The sequence below is a fragment of the Sphingomonas sp. BL-S-28 genome (assembly GCF_055521515.1).
Genome location: NZ_CM145483.1, coordinates 1,717,467 through 1,735,758, shown reverse-complemented (window position 1 = coordinate 1,735,758; position 18,292 = coordinate 1,717,467). Strand labels below are relative to the sequence as shown.

Below are 18,292 nucleotides of genomic sequence, written 5' to 3'. Positions count from 1 at the left end.
TCCTAAATGATCTGGCCGTTGGCCCGCAAAGCGGCAATCGCCTGTTGGTCCAACCCAAGCTCCCCACATAGCACCGCTTCGCCGTGCTCCCCCAATCCGGAAACCAGTGAACGCGCCTGCGCCCGGCTTGCACTCATAGTGAAGGGCGGATTGGGAACGAGGTAGCTACCGGCCGCATCTTCAACCCTCGACATGGCACCGCGCGCAGCAAGTTGAGGATCGGCAAGAACTTCGTCCATCTCGCGATATCGCCCGCAAGGCACTCCGTGGCGCGAGAGAACGTCCTCCGCCTCCGCCGACGAGCGCCCGGTGGTCCATTCCTCCACGAGCGAAAGCATGGTTGTCCAGTTCGCATTGCGATCGGCATTGGTCAGGAAGCGCGGATCTTCGCGCCATTCCGGGTGGCCCACCGCCTCGGTCAATTGCTCGAAGTTCTTGGGGCTGGTCGGCGCCACCATAACGAAGCCATCTTGCGTTCTGAGCGGCGTGTAGAGCGGTCGTCGGGGACCGCCCGGAAATTGCGCTTCCTGCGTCTCGAATACGAGCATGCCCACCATTGCTTCCAGCATGGAAAGGTCGATGTACTGGCCCACACCGGTGCGTTCGCGTTGATAGAGCGCTGTCTGTATCGCGCCGAACGCATGCGTTCCGCCCAAAACGTCAGCCACGAAAATGCCCGATGTGGCGGGCCGGTTGGCATCGTCCTGATAGTGCAGATTGACCATGTCGAAGCCGCTGGCGGCATGGATCACCGGCGCATAGGCGGGAAAGTGCGCCTTGGGGCCCTGCTGGCCATACCCGGAGATCGAGCAATAGATCAGGCGCGGATTGATCTGCGCAAGCGTCTCGTAATCGAGCCCGAACCGCTTCATCACGCCGGGCCGGAAATTCTCGACCACCACGTCGTAATCTGCCGCCAGACGGTGGATGAGATCGCGGATTTCCGGCGATTTGAGATTACACGCCAGACTGCGCTTGCCGGCATTGAGATGCCCGAAATAGGCGGAGCGACCGTCGCGCAGCGGTGGCCGGGCGCGGACCTGATCCCCTTCCAGCGACTCGATCTTGAGCACATCCGCGCCCAGATCAGCCAGCATCCGCGTGGCGAACGGCCCTGCCATAACCGATGTGAAATCCAGTACACGCACGCCCGCAAGCGCGTCGCCACCCTCCTGCTTCGGGTTTCGATCCATCCTCGCCACTCCAATAGGACATAATATTTAATGGTCCTACCTTTTGCACTGGAGTCGAGACGGGGTCAATCATTCGCTGGATGACGCGCCTTTGGCTCGCTTTCGCGGAGCGCTCCCCTGCGCCTTGATGTTCTTGCGGACGTGTCGATAGACGCGCTCCAGATGCTTGCGCATTTCCTCCGCCGCAGCTTCGGCATCGCGAGCCCGCAGGAAGCGGATCAGCTTGAAGCGGGATTCGATCAGGGTTTCCTGCAAGGTTTCGTAACCGGGCCCGCGCACGAATTCGTGTAGGATGCCGGAAAGGGAATCGACGAAGATCCCGAACATGCGATTGCCCGTCGCGCGGGCAAGCACGTCGTAATAGGCAGCAGCACATTCGTAGCGCGCCTCCACCGAGGTTTCCTCTCGCGTACGCTCCGCGATCGCTTCCAGTTCGGCAAAATGCTCCTCGGTTCCCCGCTCGCAGGCAAGGCGCACGACGATATCCTGGATGGCGATGCGCGCCTCGGTCAACTCATCGAGTGAGATATCGCCCAAGTGGACGTAATCCTGCATGGCCTGGACAATTCGGTCAGGTTCGGCCGACTGAATAACTGCCCCGCCCTTCACGCCTTTGAGGTTGCGAATAATCCCTGCAACTTCCAAACTGCGAAGAGCCTCACGCAGGGCACCTCGGCTGACCTGGAATTGGGCTGCCAATTCACGCTCGGAGGGGAGCTTGTCTCCCGCCTTAAGCGTTCCGGCCGCAAGCTGGGCACGGATCTGCTCGCAGATCACTTCGAACGCGCGCTGCGTCTTGATCGGCGCGAACGCAGGCTTTTCGGTACTTGCTGTGGCCACTGCTCTTCTCTCTTCGGCGATGAATAAGCGTACTCCGATCATCGCCAATTGCGCAATGCCCGGACCACTTGGTTGACAGACAGATACAAAACATTAATGGTCCAACCATTATACAAGGAGCGGAGAGATGAAGATCCTCGTGCCCGTAAAGCGGGTGATCGACTATAACGTAAAGCCGCGCGTGAAGGCGGATGGCACGGGTGTTGACCTGGCCAACGTCAAGATGAGCATGAACCCGTTCGACGAGATCGCGGTCGAAGAAGCCATCCGCATCAAGGAAGCGGGCAAGGCTGAAGAGATCGTCGCCGTCTCGGTCGGCCCGGCCAAGGCGCAGGACACGCTGCGCACGGCGCTCGCGATGGGCGCCGATCGTGCGATCCTGATCGAGACCGACGCAGAGGTTGAGCCGCTGGCCGTCGCCAAGATCCTCAGGGCGATCGTCGCCGCAGAGAATCCCGGCCTCGTGATCTTGGGCAAGCAGGCGATCGACGACGATTCGAACCAGACCGGCCAGATGCTCGCTGCCCTCACCGGCCGGCCGCAGGGCACCTTCGCCAGCAAGGTCGAGTTGGGTGGTGATTTGGGGGGCGACCACGTCGCCGTGACCCGCGAAGTCGATGGCGGTCTGGAGACCGTGAAGCTGTCGCTGCCCGCGATCGTCACCACCGACCTGCGCCTCAACGAGCCGCGCTACGCTTCGCTGCCGAACATCATGAAGGCGAAGAAGAAGCCGCTCGATGTGAAGACCGCCGCCGATTACGGCGTCGACATCGCCCCGCGCCTCAAGACCCTCAAGGTCTCTGAACCGCCGGTCCGTGTCGCAGGCGTCAAGGTTGCCGACGTCGATGCGCTCGTCGTCAAGCTCAAGGAACTGGGTGTAGCCTGAGGGCACAGCCCGGGAAGGATTAGAACGATGAAGACGCTCGTTTGGGTCGAACACGACAACGCGTCGGTCAAGGACGCGACGCTCCACACCGTCACCGCTGCCGCCAAGCTGGGTGAAGTTCACCTGCTGGTCGCAGGGGCAGGCTGCCGCGCCGCTGCCGAAGCCGCCGCGAAGATCGCCGGTGTCGCCAAGGTCCATGTGGCCCACAACGCCGCCTACGAACACGCGCTGGCCGAAAACGTCGCCCCGCTGATCGTGGAGCTGATGGGCCACCACGACGCGTTCCTGGCGCCCGCCACCACCACCGGCAAGAACGTCGCCCCGCGCGTCGCCGCGCTGCTCGACGTGATGCAGCTGTCGGACATCCTTTCGGTTGAGGGCGAGAAGACCTTCACCCGTCCGATCTACGCCGGCAACGCCATCGCCACCGTCGAATCGAGCGATGCCAAGCTGGTGATCACCGTGCGCGGCACGGCCTTCGAAAAGGCCGCTACCGAGGGTGGTTCGGCTGCCATTGAAGACGTCGCCGGGGCCGGTGACGCGGGCCTCTCCAGCTTCGTGGGCGCCGAACTCGCCAAGTCGGAACGTCCGGAACTGACCAGCGCCAAGGTGATCGTCTCGGGCGGCCGCGCGCTGAAGGACTCGGAAACCTTCGAACAGGTCATCATGCCGCTTGCCGACAAGCTCGGCGCCGCCGTCGGTGCCTCGCGCGCGGCGGTCGACGCGGGCTACGTGCCAAACGACTACCAGATCGGCCAGACCGGCAAGATCGTGGCTCCCGAAGTCTACATCGCGGTCGGCATCTCGGGCGCGATCCAGCACCTTGCGGGCATGAAGGACTCCAAAACCATCATCGCCATCAACAAGGACGAGGACGCGCCGATTTTCCAGGTCGCCGATGTCGGCCTCGTGGCGGATCTGTTCAGCGCCGTGCCGGAACTGACCGGCAAGCTCTGAGCTATATTGCTCCGATCCCTTTTCGAGACACAGCAGCATGATTGAACGTGAAGAGATGCCTTACGACGTGGTGATCGTCGGCGGTGGGCCTGCCGGCCTGTCCACGGCGATCCGGCTCAAGCAGGTCGATCCCGAACTGGCTGTCTGCGTGCTGGAAAAGGGCTCGGAGATTGGCGCGCACATCCTTTCGGGTGCGACCATCGATCCCAAGGCGCTCGATGAGCTGCTGCCTTCCTGGCGCGAAGACGGCTGCCCGCTGGCCGAAACGCCGGTGACGGACAACCTGCACTGGCATCTGACGAAGAAGAAGAAGTTCGCGCTGCCGCACTTCATCCAGCCGCCTTTCATGTCGAACGACGGCAATTACACCGGATCGCTGGGCAATCTCTGCCGCTGGTTGGCCGAACAGGCCGAGGCGCTGGAGATCGAAATCTTCCCCGGCTTCCCGGCGGCCGAAATCCTTTACGACGACAACGGCGCCGTGATCGGGGTGCAGACCGGCGACATGGGCGTCGACCGTGAAGGCAATCCGAAGGGTGACTTCCAGCCGGGCATGAACCTGCTGGGCAAGTACACCGTGTTCTGCGAAGGCGCACGCGGCCACCTGACCAAGCGGCTCAAGGAAAAGTACGACCTGGAGGCGAATTGCCAGCCGCAGATCTACGGCCTGGGCATCAAGGAACTGTGGGACATCGATCCCGCCAAGCACGTTCCCGGCCGCGTGATCCACACGCAGGGCTGGCCGCTCAGCGAGAACAACGCCTGGGGTGGCGGTTTCCTCTACCATCAGGCGAACAATCAGGTCGCGCTCGGCTTCGTCACCGCGCTCGATTACAAGAATCCCTACATCTATCCGTTCGAGGAATTCCAGCGCTGGAAGCAGCACCCGGAAATCCGCGCGATCCTCGAAGGCGGCAAGCGCGTCGCTTACGGTGCGCGCGCGATCAACGAGGGTGGCTGGCAGTCGGTGCCGCAACTGGCCTTCCCCGGCGGCGTGCTGGCGGGCTGCTCGGCCGGTTTCGTCAACGTGCCGCGCATCAAGGGCACGCATACCGCGATGAAGAGCGGTATGCTGGCAGCAGAGGCGATTGCCGCCGCGATCAAGGCCGGCCGTGAGCAGGACGCGCTGACCGAATACGATACGGCCGTGCGCGAAAGCTGGATCGCCAAGGAACTGAAGCTCGTCCAGAATGCCGAGCCGATGGTGGCCAAGTGGGGCGGCGAGCTGGGCACGATCCTGGCCGGCACGGACATGTGGCTGCGCACCCTGTTCGGTTTCGGCCTTACCAAGCCGATGAAGCATCATACCGATGCCTCGTGCACGCAGCGCGCCGATCTCTACCAGCCGATCGCCTATCCCAAGCCGGACGGCGTGATCAGCTTCGATCGTCTGACCAGCGTGTCCTACTCGTTCACCAATCACGAGGAAGACCAGCCTTGCCATCTGCGGCTCAAGGATCCGACGGTCCCCACGCGGGTCAACCTGCCAGTCTATGCCGGGCCTGAGGCGCGATATTGCCCGGCAGGCGTTTACGAATTCGTCGATCCGGACGGTTCGGGTGCCAAGCTCCAGATCAACGCGCAGAACTGCGTCCACTGCAAGACTTGCGACATCAAGGACCCGACCCAGAATATCGAATGGGTCACGCCTGAAGGCGGCGGAGGTCCGAACTATCCCAATATGTAGCCATCTTCACTACGCACCGCCGATAACAGTTCCGAACTCGCATACCCCCCTCTGTTGCACAATTCTGGCTGTGGATCACAGGCCTCGATCGCCGGCATTGAAGCCATTCAGGACTAGCCAGCCATTTCGCCATTTGCGACCTTTCGTTAGGCTGCTTCGTTCCAAGCTGATTGTCTGGATTCGGGATCGGCAATTCGGCCTTTGGGCGTCCGGAATGCAGCGCGTCGCTGCCGCCGCCTGCCCTGCGTTCCCGATCCAAAATCGCCGACAAACCAGACGTTCGCAGTTGATGAGACGCCTCTCGAAACCTGCCATCCGTTCACCAAAGCCTTTTGGCGGTGAGCCGCCCAGCATCCAGGGAGTCCGGCGCTATACGCGAGCAGCTATTCTTCGATCGATCAGGCGGGAAGAACCTGCACCGCGCCGCTGTCCATCATCGCCTGCGCTTCGGCGACAATGTCCTTGCGCTCGGCCATCGCAGCGATCTCCCCGAAAGCAATTAAGCCCATGATGCCTGCGAACTGAATGACCTCCAACAATGACTCATCTTCAAATGCTGGCTCGATGAAATCGCCGACGAGCCGGCGGCTTACCTGGTGGATGCCGCCGTGTGTATAGCCGTTCATCGGGGTCCACGCCTTTTCCTTGACGTTCGACAGGAGCTTGTCTTCGAACGGCGGATGTTGCTCTAGCGCCTCGATAAGCTGCCACATCTTAGGTTTGATCTCGTCCTTCCCGACGAATTGCTCGATCTCGTCGTCGGTCGCGCGGTGATGAATCCACGCCCCTCGAACGAAGCATTCAAATTCGCAACGCACCAACGCAAAAGCACTGGCGTATCGACACACGGCAATGAGGTGGAGAATGCTCGCCGCATGCTCGAGCGCTAGATCGTAAAGCTGAGCCGGAATGCGATGGCGGTGATCGCCCTTGATTTCCACGTCTAGGAGCTTGCTGTCGATCCACTCGAGGACGCCGCGAATTTTCGCCAGCCCGGCTTTCACGTCATCCGACACCGTTTGCGTTGGCATAATCTTGCAAATCTCCGACCACGTTCACCGCGCACCATGCGCACGGCTTATCCCCGATGAATGGCGCGATTGTTCAACGCCGTGCGATAACCTTACCGGCCGCTCAGCGCTCTGATAAGGAGGCTCTGTGAAGGTCGAGGATATCTGGGCCTGCACATGTCGTTCGGCGAAGCGTTGGTCTATTTCTGTATGCTCGTCCCGACCCGCCAAATGATCCGGCTTAAGCCCAAATCCGAGCTTTATCAGAACATCAAAGCCCTAGGCGATCGAATTCGCGTGCGCATGCCTTAAGGAATAGTCCTTTGTCGCGCGCCTGGATGCCCAGGTTAACGCGGTCAGCTATCCAGCAGATCTAGCGTCGGCTAGGCCTGATTGCTTCGTTGTCGGCGGCTCACGGGGCGATTGGGAGCACTATGGTGGCATAACCGTCCGGGACGACGGAGCATGGAATCACATATAGAAGCTGTAGCTGACCTGGGGCTTCTCGCTGACGCTCACATACTTCATGATGTCACCGATCTTCTTGGCGCATTCGAGCGTGATCGGCAGCCGTCCATCCAGCTGGGTGTTGTTCCAGTTCATCTTGGTGAGTCCCAAAATCTCGTCGCAGATGCTCTCAAGCGATGAATCCTGCTCGTACACCGTGATCTTCAAGGGGCTCGGAACATACTGCCCGGGATAGGTCTTGTAGAAATCGACCGTACCGCGCGTGTAAAGGACGCCCTCCGTTTCCGAAATAGTGAGGAGCGTTCCGCGCTTCGGAGGATATTTCTTGTCGCTGAAGAGACGAACATCGGTGTCCGTGATCGCGACGAAATCCTTGGACCGAATGCCCTTCTCTTCGAGCGCGCGAAGGAAGCCCTTGCGTTCACCATCGCGGAAGCGGCTCGACTTGTGGATCACAATCCTCGCAGGCATGTGCTCAAGTGCGCGGTCGTATTCGTCCAGTGCATCGCGCAGTAGTTCGTAGGCCTGATCCTCGCTGAGGTAGGGGTGGCGGTTCTTCTTGTCGATCGACACGGGCGTGCCGCGCAGGATGATCCCGTGCCCGAATTCATCGAAAACCTGCGCCAAGCTAGACGACACGGTCTCGCCGTCCCGGCTTTTGTAGAAGCCGATGCCGATGTAGCACGACCGCAGCTTGGCCGTGTCCTCCACAAGCCGCCATGGGATGGTGCGGTTGCCCTTGTAGTAGAGGGCGGTACAGAAGTTCCATGCCTTAGTTGCGGGATCCTGCTGATCCCCCGAGACCTTGGTGATCAGGATCGTCTTCTCGCGCACCAGCTGCAGAGGCGTGCCGAGATGCATGCACTTCGCCTTCAGAAGCCGCCGGAAGTTGTGTTCGAGTTCGCCTTCATCCTTCTCGTCGTCATTGGCGGCCGTGGTTATGGAATCAAACATCTCGTTCGGCATTACGCAGACGATGACGTCCACCGACCTGTTCTCCGCCAAGAACCTGATCTGTTCGTAGTAGAGTTCCACAGCCCTCTCCACTCGGCCAGCGCGGGATGCGAGCTTCACGATCCCAGTGATGTCCGACTTCTTCAACGTCCGGGTATATTGGGGCGAATTGATCAGCCGCGTTAGAAAGCCATAGCTCTGATTTACCCCTCCAAAGCCGCGAAACAGATTGAGGAGCTGCGACTCCTTCTTGCGCTCCACGCCATCGCGGCATCTCTCAAGCCAGTCATCGAGCAAGTCGATGCCCTCACCCCGGCCCACGATCCCGATCCGGAGTTCCGTCCGGCGCAATTCATCGCGCTTGTCGTACACCCCCATGTGCTCGATGCCGGTACGGGGGCATATGTGTGTGCCGGTGCCGAATTCGAGCAGAGGCTCTGCGAGAGTTGTCAGTTTCATGCCGCCTCCTCCTCGTCGGTCGCATCGTGGTCGTAGTCAGCGAGAGAAACGTCGCCCTCGTCGAGGGTTTCATCGACTTCCTCATCAACGTCGAACTCAAGCAGCGTCCCGAATTCGAGTGACGTCTCGTTGGCCTCTTCGCCGCTGGTGTTCGCGAGGAAGTAGGCGACGAAGCGGACCGCGTTCCTGACGCTGAGATTCAGCTCGAGGCGCTTTTGCTTCGAAAGATACTTCTCATGCCAGTTGGATCGCTTGAAGCCATCATAGGAGTAGTACCAGCTCGGTACGATCTGCGCGAACCACTCCCCGCCTAGGTTCGAGAAGGTCACATCGAAGGAGAAGTGCTGATGATACAGGACCTTTTCCGAGTCTTTCTTCTGATACTTGACCGCGTAGACGGTCCGGATTGCGCTGGCCTTACCGACCCAGGCCTCCTTGCGCATCTCCTGCCCATCCTCGGTCGGCACGAAGAAGAAGAATCCTTCCTTCGGATGCGATCGGACATCGCGCCCCTTCAGCATTTGTCGCGTTTCTGCCCACAGAAGCTGCTTGAGAATGTTCACGTTGTCCGGCTCGTCGGAGTCGGCCAGGTCAGCCACGTCCAGTCGCTCGATCGTGCCCTCGTCCACTATGCTGATCAGGCCGCTGGCCTCAATGTCGGCGAACGAGAACAACTTATTGTCGTGATAGACCCACGCGTCCGACCGCACATCGTTTAGGAGAAGAGCCATCTTGACGACCGACCTGCGGCTCTTGGCATATCCCCGGTAGTTCAACTCCTGTTTGGCCCGGGCAATGACCGCCTTGTCGTCGATCGTCAGCTCCGCGACAAAGAGCGCGTCTGGGAGCGTGATCTTCTGGAGGTTCGTGGTGATCGCCGTGGGGGCTTCAATAGTCTCCGCCCTGATGCTGTTGAAAGCGTCCACCTCCCCGAGGATGTGTTTGAACTCCGTGAGCACCCTTTCCTGCGCGGTCAAACGCAATCCGCCCACCATGCGGAGGATATCGCCGAGGTCGATGATGTGCTTCTTGCAATCAAAGGAGAAATCCGACGTCAACAGCGCGTCCACGGCATTCTGACTGTACGTTGCCTGCTTTCTTCCGAGCATGAGGACGTAAAGCTCGTCGAACGTGTTGTAATAGGACCGGCTCATGAACTGGGTGACGGTGAACTTCACCTTCTCCAAGGCTGTCGTGGACGTCACCTGGAAGGCGATGCGATCGTAGTCGTCGCCCAGATCGATGCCGGGAAAATTCTTCTGCTTCCGATTGAGATTGATGAGATGCGGGAGGTTGAACACCGATTTCAGGATTGGAATGAAGGCGTCCTCAAGGGCGAGGTTGATATCCGTGCGTCCTTGTGCAGTCGCCAACTCCACCTGCACGACGATCCGACTGACAACGTCGCGGAGTTGGTTCTCAAGTTCGAGCTGTCTCACCCCTCACTCCCCTTTCGGTAAACCTGCCCCCATATGCGAACGCACCGGGAACATTTCAAGATGTGCGCTGCACTGCCGATGGCTGAAACCACTAACGGCAAAGAACCAATTATGGAGGAAAATTCACGGGTTGGAACACCCTGGTCAGCACCATTTGGGCGCCTATTCACCATGTCTCGTCGGTTTACCGAACATTCCGCCATCGGCCAGTCTTGGGGGGCCAAATTGGAAAAGCGGAAAGGCCGCATTTGGTGCCGAATAGTCTGTGGCTGAGAGTCCTAATATGGGTCGGTTTTGCTAGTCGACGATCGCCGGGGGACTGGGACATTCCTGCAGTTCGGCACCACGACAGGGAACGTCCGGTTACGCTGAAAGCCATCACACACCCGTGAACTGGGAAATCCTTATGTTGATCGGGAGCACAAGTCTGCGAAGCGTATGGCATCTGGCTCCAAATGAGCGATGTCGGCGTAGCAGAGTGCCTGCGATGAAAAGTAGGTTCGGCTTCACACGGGCCTGATCTCAATTTGGCTCCCGTTCGCACCCTTGTGGACGGTAAATCCGTTCGGGACAGCCTGCTGGACCAGCGGCACGTGTGAAATCAGGCCCACGGCACGCCGCTCACCGACAATATTCTGAAGCACCTGCAGAACCTGATCGAGCGTGCCGGCGTCGTTATCCGTATCGAGGCTGCCGAAGCCCTCATCAATGAAAATGGTATCGAGCCTGATTGCCCCGTTTGTCATTTCGACGATGTCGGACAGGCCGAGTGCGAGGGACAAGGCTGCGATGAAGGTCTCGCCCCCCGAAAGCGTGATGATCTCGCGGGCGCGGCCGGTCTCAATGTCGTGGACGCGAACGTCCAGCCCTCGCTTTGAGCGCCCTCCGATGCTCTCGGTGTCGCGCTCGAAGCGATATCGTCCGCTGGTCATCGGATCGAGGCGGAGGTTTGCTGCTTCAAGAACCTGATCGAACATTGCACCGATGGCGAATGTTTCAAGACTGGTCCGCATTTCGTTCTGACCATCGAAAGCTTCCGCGATACCGCGCAGCGCTCCTGAGGACTGCTCAAGGGTCCGAAGGTTTTCAAGTTGGTCGGCCAAGCTGGCTTGCAGGTCGACGAGTGATTGGTGCCGCTGCTGGGCGGAAGCGCTCTGCTTCACCGCATCACCTGCCGCCGCCTGCGCTTGAGCGCAACTTAGACGGTAGGGCTCCAAGCTTTGGCGCTGGGCGTTGCTCACGGCGTTTTTTGCTATCGTATCGCGCGCGCGCGCTTCAACAATGGCCGTGTCAAAGCCCGCGATTGCTTTTTCCAATTCCGCGATCGCGGCAATATCGGGGATGGCGGCGCGATAGTCTTCCTCGGTCATCCCAAGCTCGATAAGGCGGGCTTCGAATGCGGATTGCTTTGCTGCGAGGTCGTTCTTGCCTTCGCTGACCGTGGCGGCGGCGCTCTGGAGTTCGGCTGCGGTCTTGATAGCGATGGCATCGAGTTCCCGCTGCTTTGCGTCGGCATCAGCGAGTGCCTGCTTTCGGCCGCCCAGGTCTGCGGTGGTGGCATCGATTGTGGCCTGCAAAACGTCGTGTTGGCGCAGACTTTCGGGGACCGATGTAATCCGCTCCTCGTAAGCTTGACGGGCCAAGGCCTCTGCAGTCGTTGCCGTTCCAAACGCGTCGCGGGCCTGCTGGAGGGCTTCCGCTGTTGCCAGCTTGCGCTTGCGTGCTTCATCCAGAACCTGGGTGAGAACAACGATATCGATTGCGGCGCCCAAAGCATCGATCTGCGCGACGACCCGCTGCAAGTCGCCTTCTATTTCGCTTACTCTGCGCTTTGGCTCCACAAGGCCGGCAAGAACCGTTCTCCTTGCGTCAAAGGTCGCTTTAGCAGAGCTGGCACTCGATTGGGCCTCGCGATCTACTTTGGATGCGGCAATCGCTGCGCCTTGTGCGTCGCGCCATGCCTTTTCAAGTGCGCCCGCATCGCCTGATCCCTTTGCCGGTTCGGGGTGGTCGCTAGCGCCGCATACGGGGCAAGGTTGTCCAACCTGCAGACGCTCTGCGAGAACACTTGCCTGAGCGGAAATGAAGGCGGCTTCATGTGTCTCAGCCGCCGCGACTGCCTCGGCATGATGGGCCTGCGCGTCGCGGGCGATTACCGCTGCTTTGTTGTAGGCGTCTTGCGACACGGCGAAAGCCTGGGTGGCTTGAACAAAGGCTTGCGCAGCGTCGAGCTCGCCTTTCAAGCCGTCATGTGTTCCGGTCAGCCTCTGGCGCTCAAGAGCATTGGCTTGGGCTGCCGCAAGCGCGCTTTCATTTTCATCGCAAACCTCTGCGGCCTGCGTCTCGGCGGCCGTGGCTTGCGAAAGAGCCTGTTTGGCGCGGTCCAGGACTGCCACGGCAGCCTCATGGCCAGCCTGACGTTCGGCAGCATCGACCAAAACCTGCCTGTGCCGGCTCAACTGGTCAATCTTGCGCGCGAGATCCTCGATTTCATGCTCGCGGGAACGAAGATCGGTCAGTGCAGCGCTCGCCGCTGATACAGCTTCACTTGCTTCTCGTGCTGCGTTCTCGGCTTTGGCATGTGCTGCGACCACGGTGGCATAGCGATTTCGAGCATCGGCAACGGCGGTGTCGAGATCCGACATGCGCCGTGCTAGGTCTCCTCGTGATTTGCGCGACCGCATCGCGTCGAAGGCTGGGGCTTGGGCCTCAAGCTGTTTGAGGGCACCTGCCGCAGCTTCGACCTCGACAAACCGCTTTTCCTGTTCCTCGGCGGCCACGTACGCTTTGTTTGCCAAGGCGAGCACAGTCGCCGTCTCAGAAACCGCAAGCTTGGAAAATTCATATCGCCCAAGTGCCGAGGCTATTCCGTCGGTAAGCTCGTCCGAGCTGGCGAAACCCTCGGTTTGAAGACGGTGTCCATGCAGTCGATAGCCATCTTCAATTTCACGCCTGATGTTCGCAGCATCGGCTTTGAGCTTTTCTGTGAGCCGGCGGTAGAGCGAGACGTCGAACAACTCCCGCAATATCTCGAGCCGGTCCTTGCTATTCGACAAAAGGAACCGTTCGAACCTGCCTTGCGGCAGCAGGACGATCTGGCGGAACTGCTGCGCGCCATAGCCGAGAAGACCCTCGAGATGGCTGAGTACAGCACCGACCTTCCGTTCTGCCAGCGGAGACCCGCAGCAGTCCGGACCGACGTCATCAATCGCTACTTCCGATACATCGAACAGCCAGGCAGCATGTGACTGCATCGTGTGGCCTTCGCCTCGCGCTTTCGGCCGTGCCTGATCTGGTTGACGCCTAACATAGAAGCGCTTTGCGCCAAGTTCGAATTGCAGGCTGACCTCGGTTAGAAGGTCTTCAGGCGCGAAATCAGACCGCATTGTCCCGATGCCCTGTTCCTCTTTGGCGCCCTCGCCAAATAGGGCAAAGGAGATCGCGCTGAAGATCGATGACTTGCCTGATCCCGTGGGGCCGTAGATCCCGAAAAGACCGGCGGCGGTCGCTTCGCGAAAGTCGATGGTCTCGGTGCCGCCATAAGGACCGAATGCACTGAGGGTGAGCTTGATAGGTCTCATTGGCCTTCCTCCATCGTGGCGAAGGATCGCAGCGCAGACGCCACAATCTGTCCCTCTGCTTCGGAAAGCGGCTCACCGCGGATGAAGTCGAGGAATGAAGATGACAGCGTCTGCGGCTCATTGATGGCGGCGCGCTGTTCCTCGAGGCGCTGCGCTACGGGGCGCTCGCTGCGCTCGTAGGAGAGTTGCACAGCATTGGGATAGTAGGCTCTGATCCTCTTCATCGGGTCGATTTGCGGGGTGTCGTCCGTGAGCACTACGCGGACGATGTCGTTGGAAACTTCGGTGCCAGCGAGCAGCTCCAGAAGTTTACCGCGAATGGTTCTGACCTGACGTAGCGGTTGCAGCGACACTTCTGTCACTGTGGCGGTGCCGTCGGCCGAGAGATCGATCAGGGTGACGGACTTTTGCTGCCCCTCTTCATCGAAGCCGAATGCCAAAGGCGCGCCGGAATAGCGGATGTGATCCTGCCCCGCAGGTTGCGGGCGGTGGAGGTGCCCAAGGGCCACATAGTGTGCTCCGTCGAAGGCCGCAGCCGGTACCGTTTCGATCCCGCCCACCATGCGCGTGAGTGGACGTTCGCTTTCGCTGGTCGCGGCGCCGTCGACAAAGGCATGGGCGACGACAACCCAACGCATTCCGTCGGTCACATGCCGGCGAGCGCTGGCAAGCTGCGCCCGGATCACATCTGCAGGACAGGTAATGGCGTCGTTTTCGAAACACAGTCGGGCGGCATATTCGAAAGCAAATGGCAGCGCGGAGATGGCCACTTGGCCATCGGCATCGGAAATCACGAGCGGCCGTTCATTCTCATCCAGTGGCCCACGCACAATCGCTGCGCCGCCATCAGCGAGAACGCCCATGGCACCAATCTGCGCAGCGGAATCGTGGTTGCCTGCGATCATAACGATCGCTGCATCGGATGCTTCCCGCGCGGTTGTGAGGAACTGCGATAAGCGGGTGATCGCGCTTTGGGGCGGGTTTGCCCGGTCAAAAATGTCGCCAGCGATGATCACGACGTCGGGACGCTCATCATCGATCATCGCGAGGATCTGGCCGAGGATGTGCCCGTGGTCATCATCTAAAGACAAGCCATGGAATTGGCGGCCCAAATGCCAGTCGCTAGTATGCAAGATGCGCATTAACCGATCCCCGAATCCAAGTACGTATAAAATTTATATAGACCTGCGGTATTGCGTCAAGTAGAGTTCGGTCATGGACGATCCTTCACTCAAGCCGGCAATGCTTGCTCGCCTGGTCTATCTCGACCGGTGCCTCATGTGGCGCGGGCAGGTGAACCGCAAGGACCTGATCGAGCGTTTCGGCATCTCATCTCCGCAGGCGGCAATCGATCTCAGGGAATATCTCGAGCGGGTCGCCGAGCCGAAGCCTCACTATGACACAGTACGAAAATGCTATGTTGCCGACCCCCGTCATTGTGGCCTGCCGTTTGCAGAGGATGCAGGTTCGCCGGATGAATTTGTCGCCCATTCCCCATCGGACCGTCTTTCTGTTCTGCCGTCACTTGCTCGGCGGTGCCCGCCGTTTGTGATCCGGCATCTCTGGCAGGCCATCGAGCAGCGGCAGAAGATCGAGATCGGTTATGTGTCGATGTCGAGTGGGTTGCGTCAGAATCAATGGATTGCACCCGCGCATTTTGCTTCCGATGGTGAGCGCCTGCACGTCCGTGCTTGGAGTTTCCACCATCAGGAATGGCGTGACTACGTTCCTGTGCGGGTTCTGCCCGAGAGTACCTTTGCTGTGGCCCCAGTCGGAGAAGACCTTCCACGAGATGCCGATTGGGACGAGTTCGTCGAAGTCCGGCTTCAGCCATTGAGCAGCCTCACAGAAGAGCAGCAGGCGGCCGTCCGGCTAGAATATGGGTTCACGCAGAAGGTTCTGAACTTCGAGATCCGCAGGTCGCTCGAATTCTACGTCGAGCGACGTTGGGGGCTCAACCGACCGGGGGCACGACTGGAACGCTGCTAGGCTTGCCGGGCGAATGCAGCTTCCTGGTTCAAGGAAAGGAGATGACCATGGTTGGAAACACGACAGTCGATCCGCTGGCATGGGCAGAGCCGGTGATAAGGCCAGAAATCGACACGGTCAGGAACCCGAGAACCGGCCATCTGCTCAATGTCCGTCGTCTGATTCGAGCATTCCGGTATGAGCACGCGATCCTGCTGCGCCAGAAACTTAAAGCGCTCGTCAAACGTGACGGAGCACGCCTGGTCTGCGCGACGTGCGGTGTTCCGGTTTATCTGGCCTGCAGCACGACCAAGCGGTTCTTCTTCCGGCATCGCCAGGAAGACGGCTCGTGTCCGGCTGTCACGCGGACGGAGCTGAGCGAAGCCGATATCAGAGCCATGAAGTACCGCGGCGCTCAGGAGAGCGCCGCGCACAAGCGGGTCAAAGCACTTCTTCTGCGCAGCCTCTCGGCCGACCCCCAGTTTAAGGACGTGGTGCAAGAAAAGACCTGGAAAGCGAGCGAGGGGCTGAGCGGGCTGCGCCGACCTGACGTTTCGGCGCGCACGGACATCGAGAGATTGGCCTTTGAAGTACAGCTGAGCACCACCTTCATGGACGTCGTGCTGAGCCGGAAGGAGTTCTATCGGGCCGAAGGGGCGGCGCTTGTATGGGTTTTGCCGAGTTTTCACCCGAGCTATCGGCGCATGACCGATGACGACATCCTTTTCGGGAACAACTCCAACGTTTTCGTTGTCGACGATAAAAGTGCTGCCGCGTCCGAATTGGCAGGAACCTTCATCATGACTTGCTGGTATCGCAAGCCGCTGATTCAGGGCGATGTGATCGTCGACGAATGGGTCGAGCGCCAGGTCTGCTGGGATGAGGTCACGGTCGATGTGGGCCGCCAGAACATTATCGCATTCGACTATGCGAGGGAGGCTGCAATACTCCGTGAGGAGCTCCGGAGGGCCCGCTTGGAACGGATAGAAGTTGCCAAGGCCGCCGAAAAGCAGGCCCGGGAAGACCGAGAGAATGAGCTACGCGAGCAAGTGCTTCGGTTCGTTCGCGATCCCTCGCGCGATGACGACCACCTGCCACGGCACAAGGCATGGCTGCTCCTCAATGATCGCCTTCGTTCCATCGGACACGGCCTTGACGGGGAATACCCTGATCTGCTGACCGCTACTCGCATCGTCCATCTCATCGAGAGCGCAATGGCAGGAAAGCCGGTTGGTTTCGGCTACAAGAGCTTTGCCGAACTTGGGCATCATCTTATCCACCAGCACCCCGAATTGCTTCTCGCCTTCGGCCATATGCTAAGGAGGTTCGGAACGAAGAAGGCTTTGTATCAAGACGATCGAACTGGGAAACTGAAGTCAAAGCTTGAGGCGGCACGGGCTCATCTTCTCCATGACCCGAGATACAGGATGCCAGAGGATGAGGAGCGCTTGTGCGCATTCCTATCGGAGGGGGCCTCTCGGAAGGCAAGGTCGGAGAACGATAATCTTGATCGCACCGGTCGCGCGGCGGCGTAACCGGGCAGAAGTCCCCAGAAGAGCTCCATCAATGTGGTTTCTCGCGCGCGGCACCGCTGTAGCCGTTTTCTTAGGCACGGCAATCGAAGTGGTATGGCGGCGTCGGGAACAACCAGACGATCGATTCCGCGGTCTTGAACGACCGGCTCTGGTCGACACCTGCCGGGTTAGCGGACGGTCTGCACGTGGGGAGCGAGATTTGATCACTCAGCGTCGCATAAGGGTCGGGACCCGCCGGTAGCGCGCCCTGCTATAGCTCCCGTCGACGAAGGGAATGTACCCCATCTCACCTCGGCTCCTCGAACGCAGCCTTCCGTTCGCTAAGGCATCGAGAAGCGATCCGGATGACGACAACGCGCTCGACCTGCCTTGCCGTTTATCCTTTCCTGATGTTTGCGGCTACGCCGGAGAGAAAACCGCCGATCCCCGGAAGACCGCAGGCTGTCAGAACGGCAAGGATCGTAGCCGAGAGTGCGTAAGGGAGGGGGTCATCCTTTAGAGCCCGGGCCGCGCGTTTCGCATACAGAGCCACTTCCGTCGCCATGCCTTCATTGAAAGCCTGCATGAGCTTACCGTTATCCGCAGCCTTTAGAAGCAAGCCGAGGGCCTGGTGCAGCTTCCTTAGGTGGCCTAGCGCCTCCTCAGTTTCATCCAAAGGCGGGCCACCGTTGTGATTTGGTGTCTCCAGCGCTCTTACCAGTTGGGCGACAGCTTCTTGAGCGACAGGAATTAACGTTCGCACAGCTGCCAATCTCTCGCTCGGAGTTGTTGCACCGGTCCAAGCCGAAGGATCATAATCAGGGCGGCGCGTGTAGCGATCTTCTGTCTCGGAGGCACCGGCGCTGGCGAGAAGCTCCAGTCTTTCGGCCTCTGCCAGAAGCGGCTCGAATTGGTTTCTCACCTCATCTCGCCGGGGCTGCCATTGCGGAGACATGCTTTTGAACGCTGGCCACATGCTCTCCAAATCACGGTGCCTGCGCACAAGACTCGGTATCAGCGGCTGGTAGGCATTTTCAGCCAGCAATGCGCGTCGAAGGGCTTTGTATTCTGCGTCGGCTTCCGGGCCGCGACCTCCCTCCGCGGCCCCAAGCAATACCGTTTGGAGGCGAAGTACGGCGTCCAAATCATTTTCGGGGATTTCGTATTCCCCCGGCTCAATTTTCATCGGCATTGTCTCTGGCTACGCTTCGAATCACAGGCCCTAATTTGAGGCCGCCGGAATGATCTGGCCACCTGCTGCCACGGTGGCGAGATGGGTACTGAAGCACAACCCCGTGCGAAATGTTGACTCACAACGCTGCCCATCAGCCGAGCG

General features: G+C 59.8%; 13 protein-coding genes. 5 read left to right on the top strand and 8 right to left on the bottom strand.

Annotated features, from left to right (window positions below; genetic code table 11):
* Positions 1-2 precede the first annotated feature (2 nt).
* Entirely contained in the window at positions 3-1,193 is a 1,191-nt protein-coding gene (locus tag ACZ1JC_RS07380) for a CaiB/BaiF CoA transferase family protein (RefSeq protein ID WP_465140192.1), read from the bottom strand.
* 69 nt (positions 1,194-1,262) lie between these two features.
* Positions 1,263-2,075, bottom strand: coding sequence for a FadR/GntR family transcriptional regulator (locus tag ACZ1JC_RS07375; RefSeq protein ID WP_465140272.1), 813 nt, complete (start codon positions 2,073-2,075; stop codon positions 1,263-1,265).
* 85 nt (positions 2,076-2,160) lie between these two features.
* Here ACZ1JC_RS07375 and ACZ1JC_RS07370 point away from each other — a divergent pair, with 85 nt between their 5' ends.
* Genes ACZ1JC_RS07370 through ACZ1JC_RS07360 form a run of 3 tightly spaced genes read left to right on the top strand, consistent with a single transcriptional unit; the run spans position 2,161 to position 5,563 of the window.
* Positions 2,161-2,919 (top strand): electron transfer flavoprotein subunit beta/FixA family protein, encoded by a 759-nt coding sequence (locus tag ACZ1JC_RS07370; protein WP_465140193.1) that lies wholly within the window; start codon positions 2,161-2,163, stop codon positions 2,917-2,919.
* A gap of 27 nt (positions 2,920-2,946) precedes the next feature.
* Positions 2,947-3,876: an electron transfer flavoprotein subunit alpha/FixB family protein gene (locus ACZ1JC_RS07365; RefSeq protein WP_465140194.1), complete on the top strand. Its 930-nt coding sequence runs from the start codon at positions 2,947-2,949 to the stop codon at positions 3,874-3,876.
* Positions 3,877-3,913: 37 nt separating this feature from the next.
* Positions 3,914-5,563, top strand: coding sequence for an electron transfer flavoprotein-ubiquinone oxidoreductase (locus tag ACZ1JC_RS07360; RefSeq protein ID WP_465140195.1), 1,650 nt, complete (start codon positions 3,914-3,916; stop codon positions 5,561-5,563).
* 398 nt (positions 5,564-5,961) lie between these two features.
* Here ACZ1JC_RS07360 and ACZ1JC_RS07355 read toward each other — a convergent pair whose 3' ends face one another.
* From ACZ1JC_RS07355 to ACZ1JC_RS07335, 5 genes are all read right to left on the bottom strand, one after another.
* A complete protein-coding gene (locus ACZ1JC_RS07355) occupies positions 5,962-6,594 on the bottom strand; it encodes a DUF6988 family protein (protein WP_465140196.1) in 633 nt (210 codons plus the stop codon).
* A gap of 450 nt (positions 6,595-7,044) precedes the next feature.
* Entirely contained in the window at positions 7,045-8,454 is a 1,410-nt protein-coding gene (locus tag ACZ1JC_RS07350; RefSeq protein ID WP_465140197.1) for an argonaute/piwi family protein, read from the bottom strand.
* A complete protein-coding gene (locus ACZ1JC_RS07345; protein ID WP_465140198.1) occupies positions 8,451-9,893 on the bottom strand; it encodes an SMEK domain-containing protein in 1,443 nt (480 codons plus the stop codon). The genes ACZ1JC_RS07350 and ACZ1JC_RS07345 overlap by 4 nt, the downstream gene beginning before the upstream one ends.
* A 506-nt stretch (positions 9,894-10,399) precedes the next feature.
* Entirely contained in the window at positions 10,400-13,474 is a 3,075-nt protein-coding gene (locus ACZ1JC_RS07340) for an AAA family ATPase (RefSeq protein WP_465140199.1), read from the bottom strand.
* Positions 13,471-14,616, bottom strand: a complete 1,146-nt coding sequence (locus ACZ1JC_RS07335) for an exonuclease SbcCD subunit D (RefSeq protein ID WP_465140200.1) — start codon at positions 14,614-14,616, stop codon at positions 13,471-13,473. The genes ACZ1JC_RS07340 and ACZ1JC_RS07335 overlap by 4 nt, the downstream gene beginning before the upstream one ends.
* Before the next feature lie 73 nt (positions 14,617-14,689).
* On the opposite strand from ACZ1JC_RS07335, the gene ACZ1JC_RS07330 reads away from it, so the two are divergent.
* Together ACZ1JC_RS07330 and ACZ1JC_RS07325 are read left to right on the top strand one after the other, a co-directional pair.
* Positions 14,690-15,463 carry a WYL domain-containing protein gene (locus tag ACZ1JC_RS07330; RefSeq protein ID WP_465140201.1) on the top strand — a complete coding sequence of 258 codons (774 nt, stop codon included), beginning with the start codon at positions 14,690-14,692 and terminating at the stop codon, positions 15,461-15,463.
* A 41-nt stretch (positions 15,464-15,504) separates the two neighbouring features.
* Positions 15,505-16,977 carry a DUF6035 family protein gene (locus ACZ1JC_RS07325; RefSeq protein WP_465140202.1) on the top strand — a complete coding sequence of 491 codons (1,473 nt, stop codon included), beginning with the start codon at positions 15,505-15,507 and terminating at the stop codon, positions 16,975-16,977.
* A 376-nt stretch (positions 16,978-17,353) separates the two neighbouring features.
* On the opposite strand, the gene ACZ1JC_RS07320 is transcribed toward ACZ1JC_RS07325, so the two are convergent.
* Positions 17,354-18,142 (bottom strand): hypothetical protein, encoded by a 789-nt coding sequence (locus ACZ1JC_RS07320; protein ID WP_465140203.1) that lies wholly within the window; start codon positions 18,140-18,142, stop codon positions 17,354-17,356.
* Positions 18,143-18,292 lie beyond the last annotated feature (150 nt).

Excerpts from the sequence above, each read along its gene's own strand:
- ACZ1JC_RS07380 (WP_465140192.1), bottom strand. The coding sequence starts at position 1,193 with ATGGATCGAAACCCGAAGCAGGAGGGTGGCGACGCGCTTGCGGGCGTG.
- ACZ1JC_RS07375 (WP_465140272.1), bottom strand. The coding sequence starts at position 2,075 with ATGATCGGAGTACGCTTATTCATCGCCGAAGAGAGAAGAGCAGTGGCC.
- ACZ1JC_RS07370 (WP_465140193.1), top strand. The coding sequence starts at position 2,161 with ATGAAGATCCTCGTGCCCGTAAAGCGGGTGATCGACTATAACGTAAAG.
- ACZ1JC_RS07365 (WP_465140194.1), top strand. The coding sequence starts at position 2,947 with ATGAAGACGCTCGTTTGGGTCGAACACGACAACGCGTCGGTCAAGGAC.
- ACZ1JC_RS07360 (WP_465140195.1), top strand. The coding sequence starts at position 3,914 with ATGATTGAACGTGAAGAGATGCCTTACGACGTGGTGATCGTCGGCGGT.
- ACZ1JC_RS07355 (WP_465140196.1), bottom strand. The coding sequence starts at position 6,594 with ATGCCAACGCAAACGGTGTCGGATGACGTGAAAGCCGGGCTGGCGAAA.
- ACZ1JC_RS07350 (WP_465140197.1), bottom strand. The coding sequence starts at position 8,454 with ATGAAACTGACAACTCTCGCAGAGCCTCTGCTCGAATTCGGCACCGGC.
- ACZ1JC_RS07340 (WP_465140199.1), bottom strand. The coding sequence starts at position 13,474 with ATGAGACCTATCAAGCTCACCCTCAGTGCATTCGGTCCTTATGGCGGC.
- ACZ1JC_RS07335 (WP_465140200.1), bottom strand. The coding sequence starts at position 14,616 with ATGCGCATCTTGCATACTAGCGACTGGCATTTGGGCCGCCAATTCCAT.
- ACZ1JC_RS07330 (WP_465140201.1), top strand. The coding sequence starts at position 14,690 with ATGGACGATCCTTCACTCAAGCCGGCAATGCTTGCTCGCCTGGTCTAT.
- ACZ1JC_RS07325 (WP_465140202.1), top strand. The coding sequence starts at position 15,505 with ATGACCATGGTTGGAAACACGACAGTCGATCCGCTGGCATGGGCAGAG.
- ACZ1JC_RS07320 (WP_465140203.1), bottom strand. The coding sequence starts at position 18,142 with ATGAAAATTGAGCCGGGGGAATACGAAATCCCCGAAAATGATTTGGAC.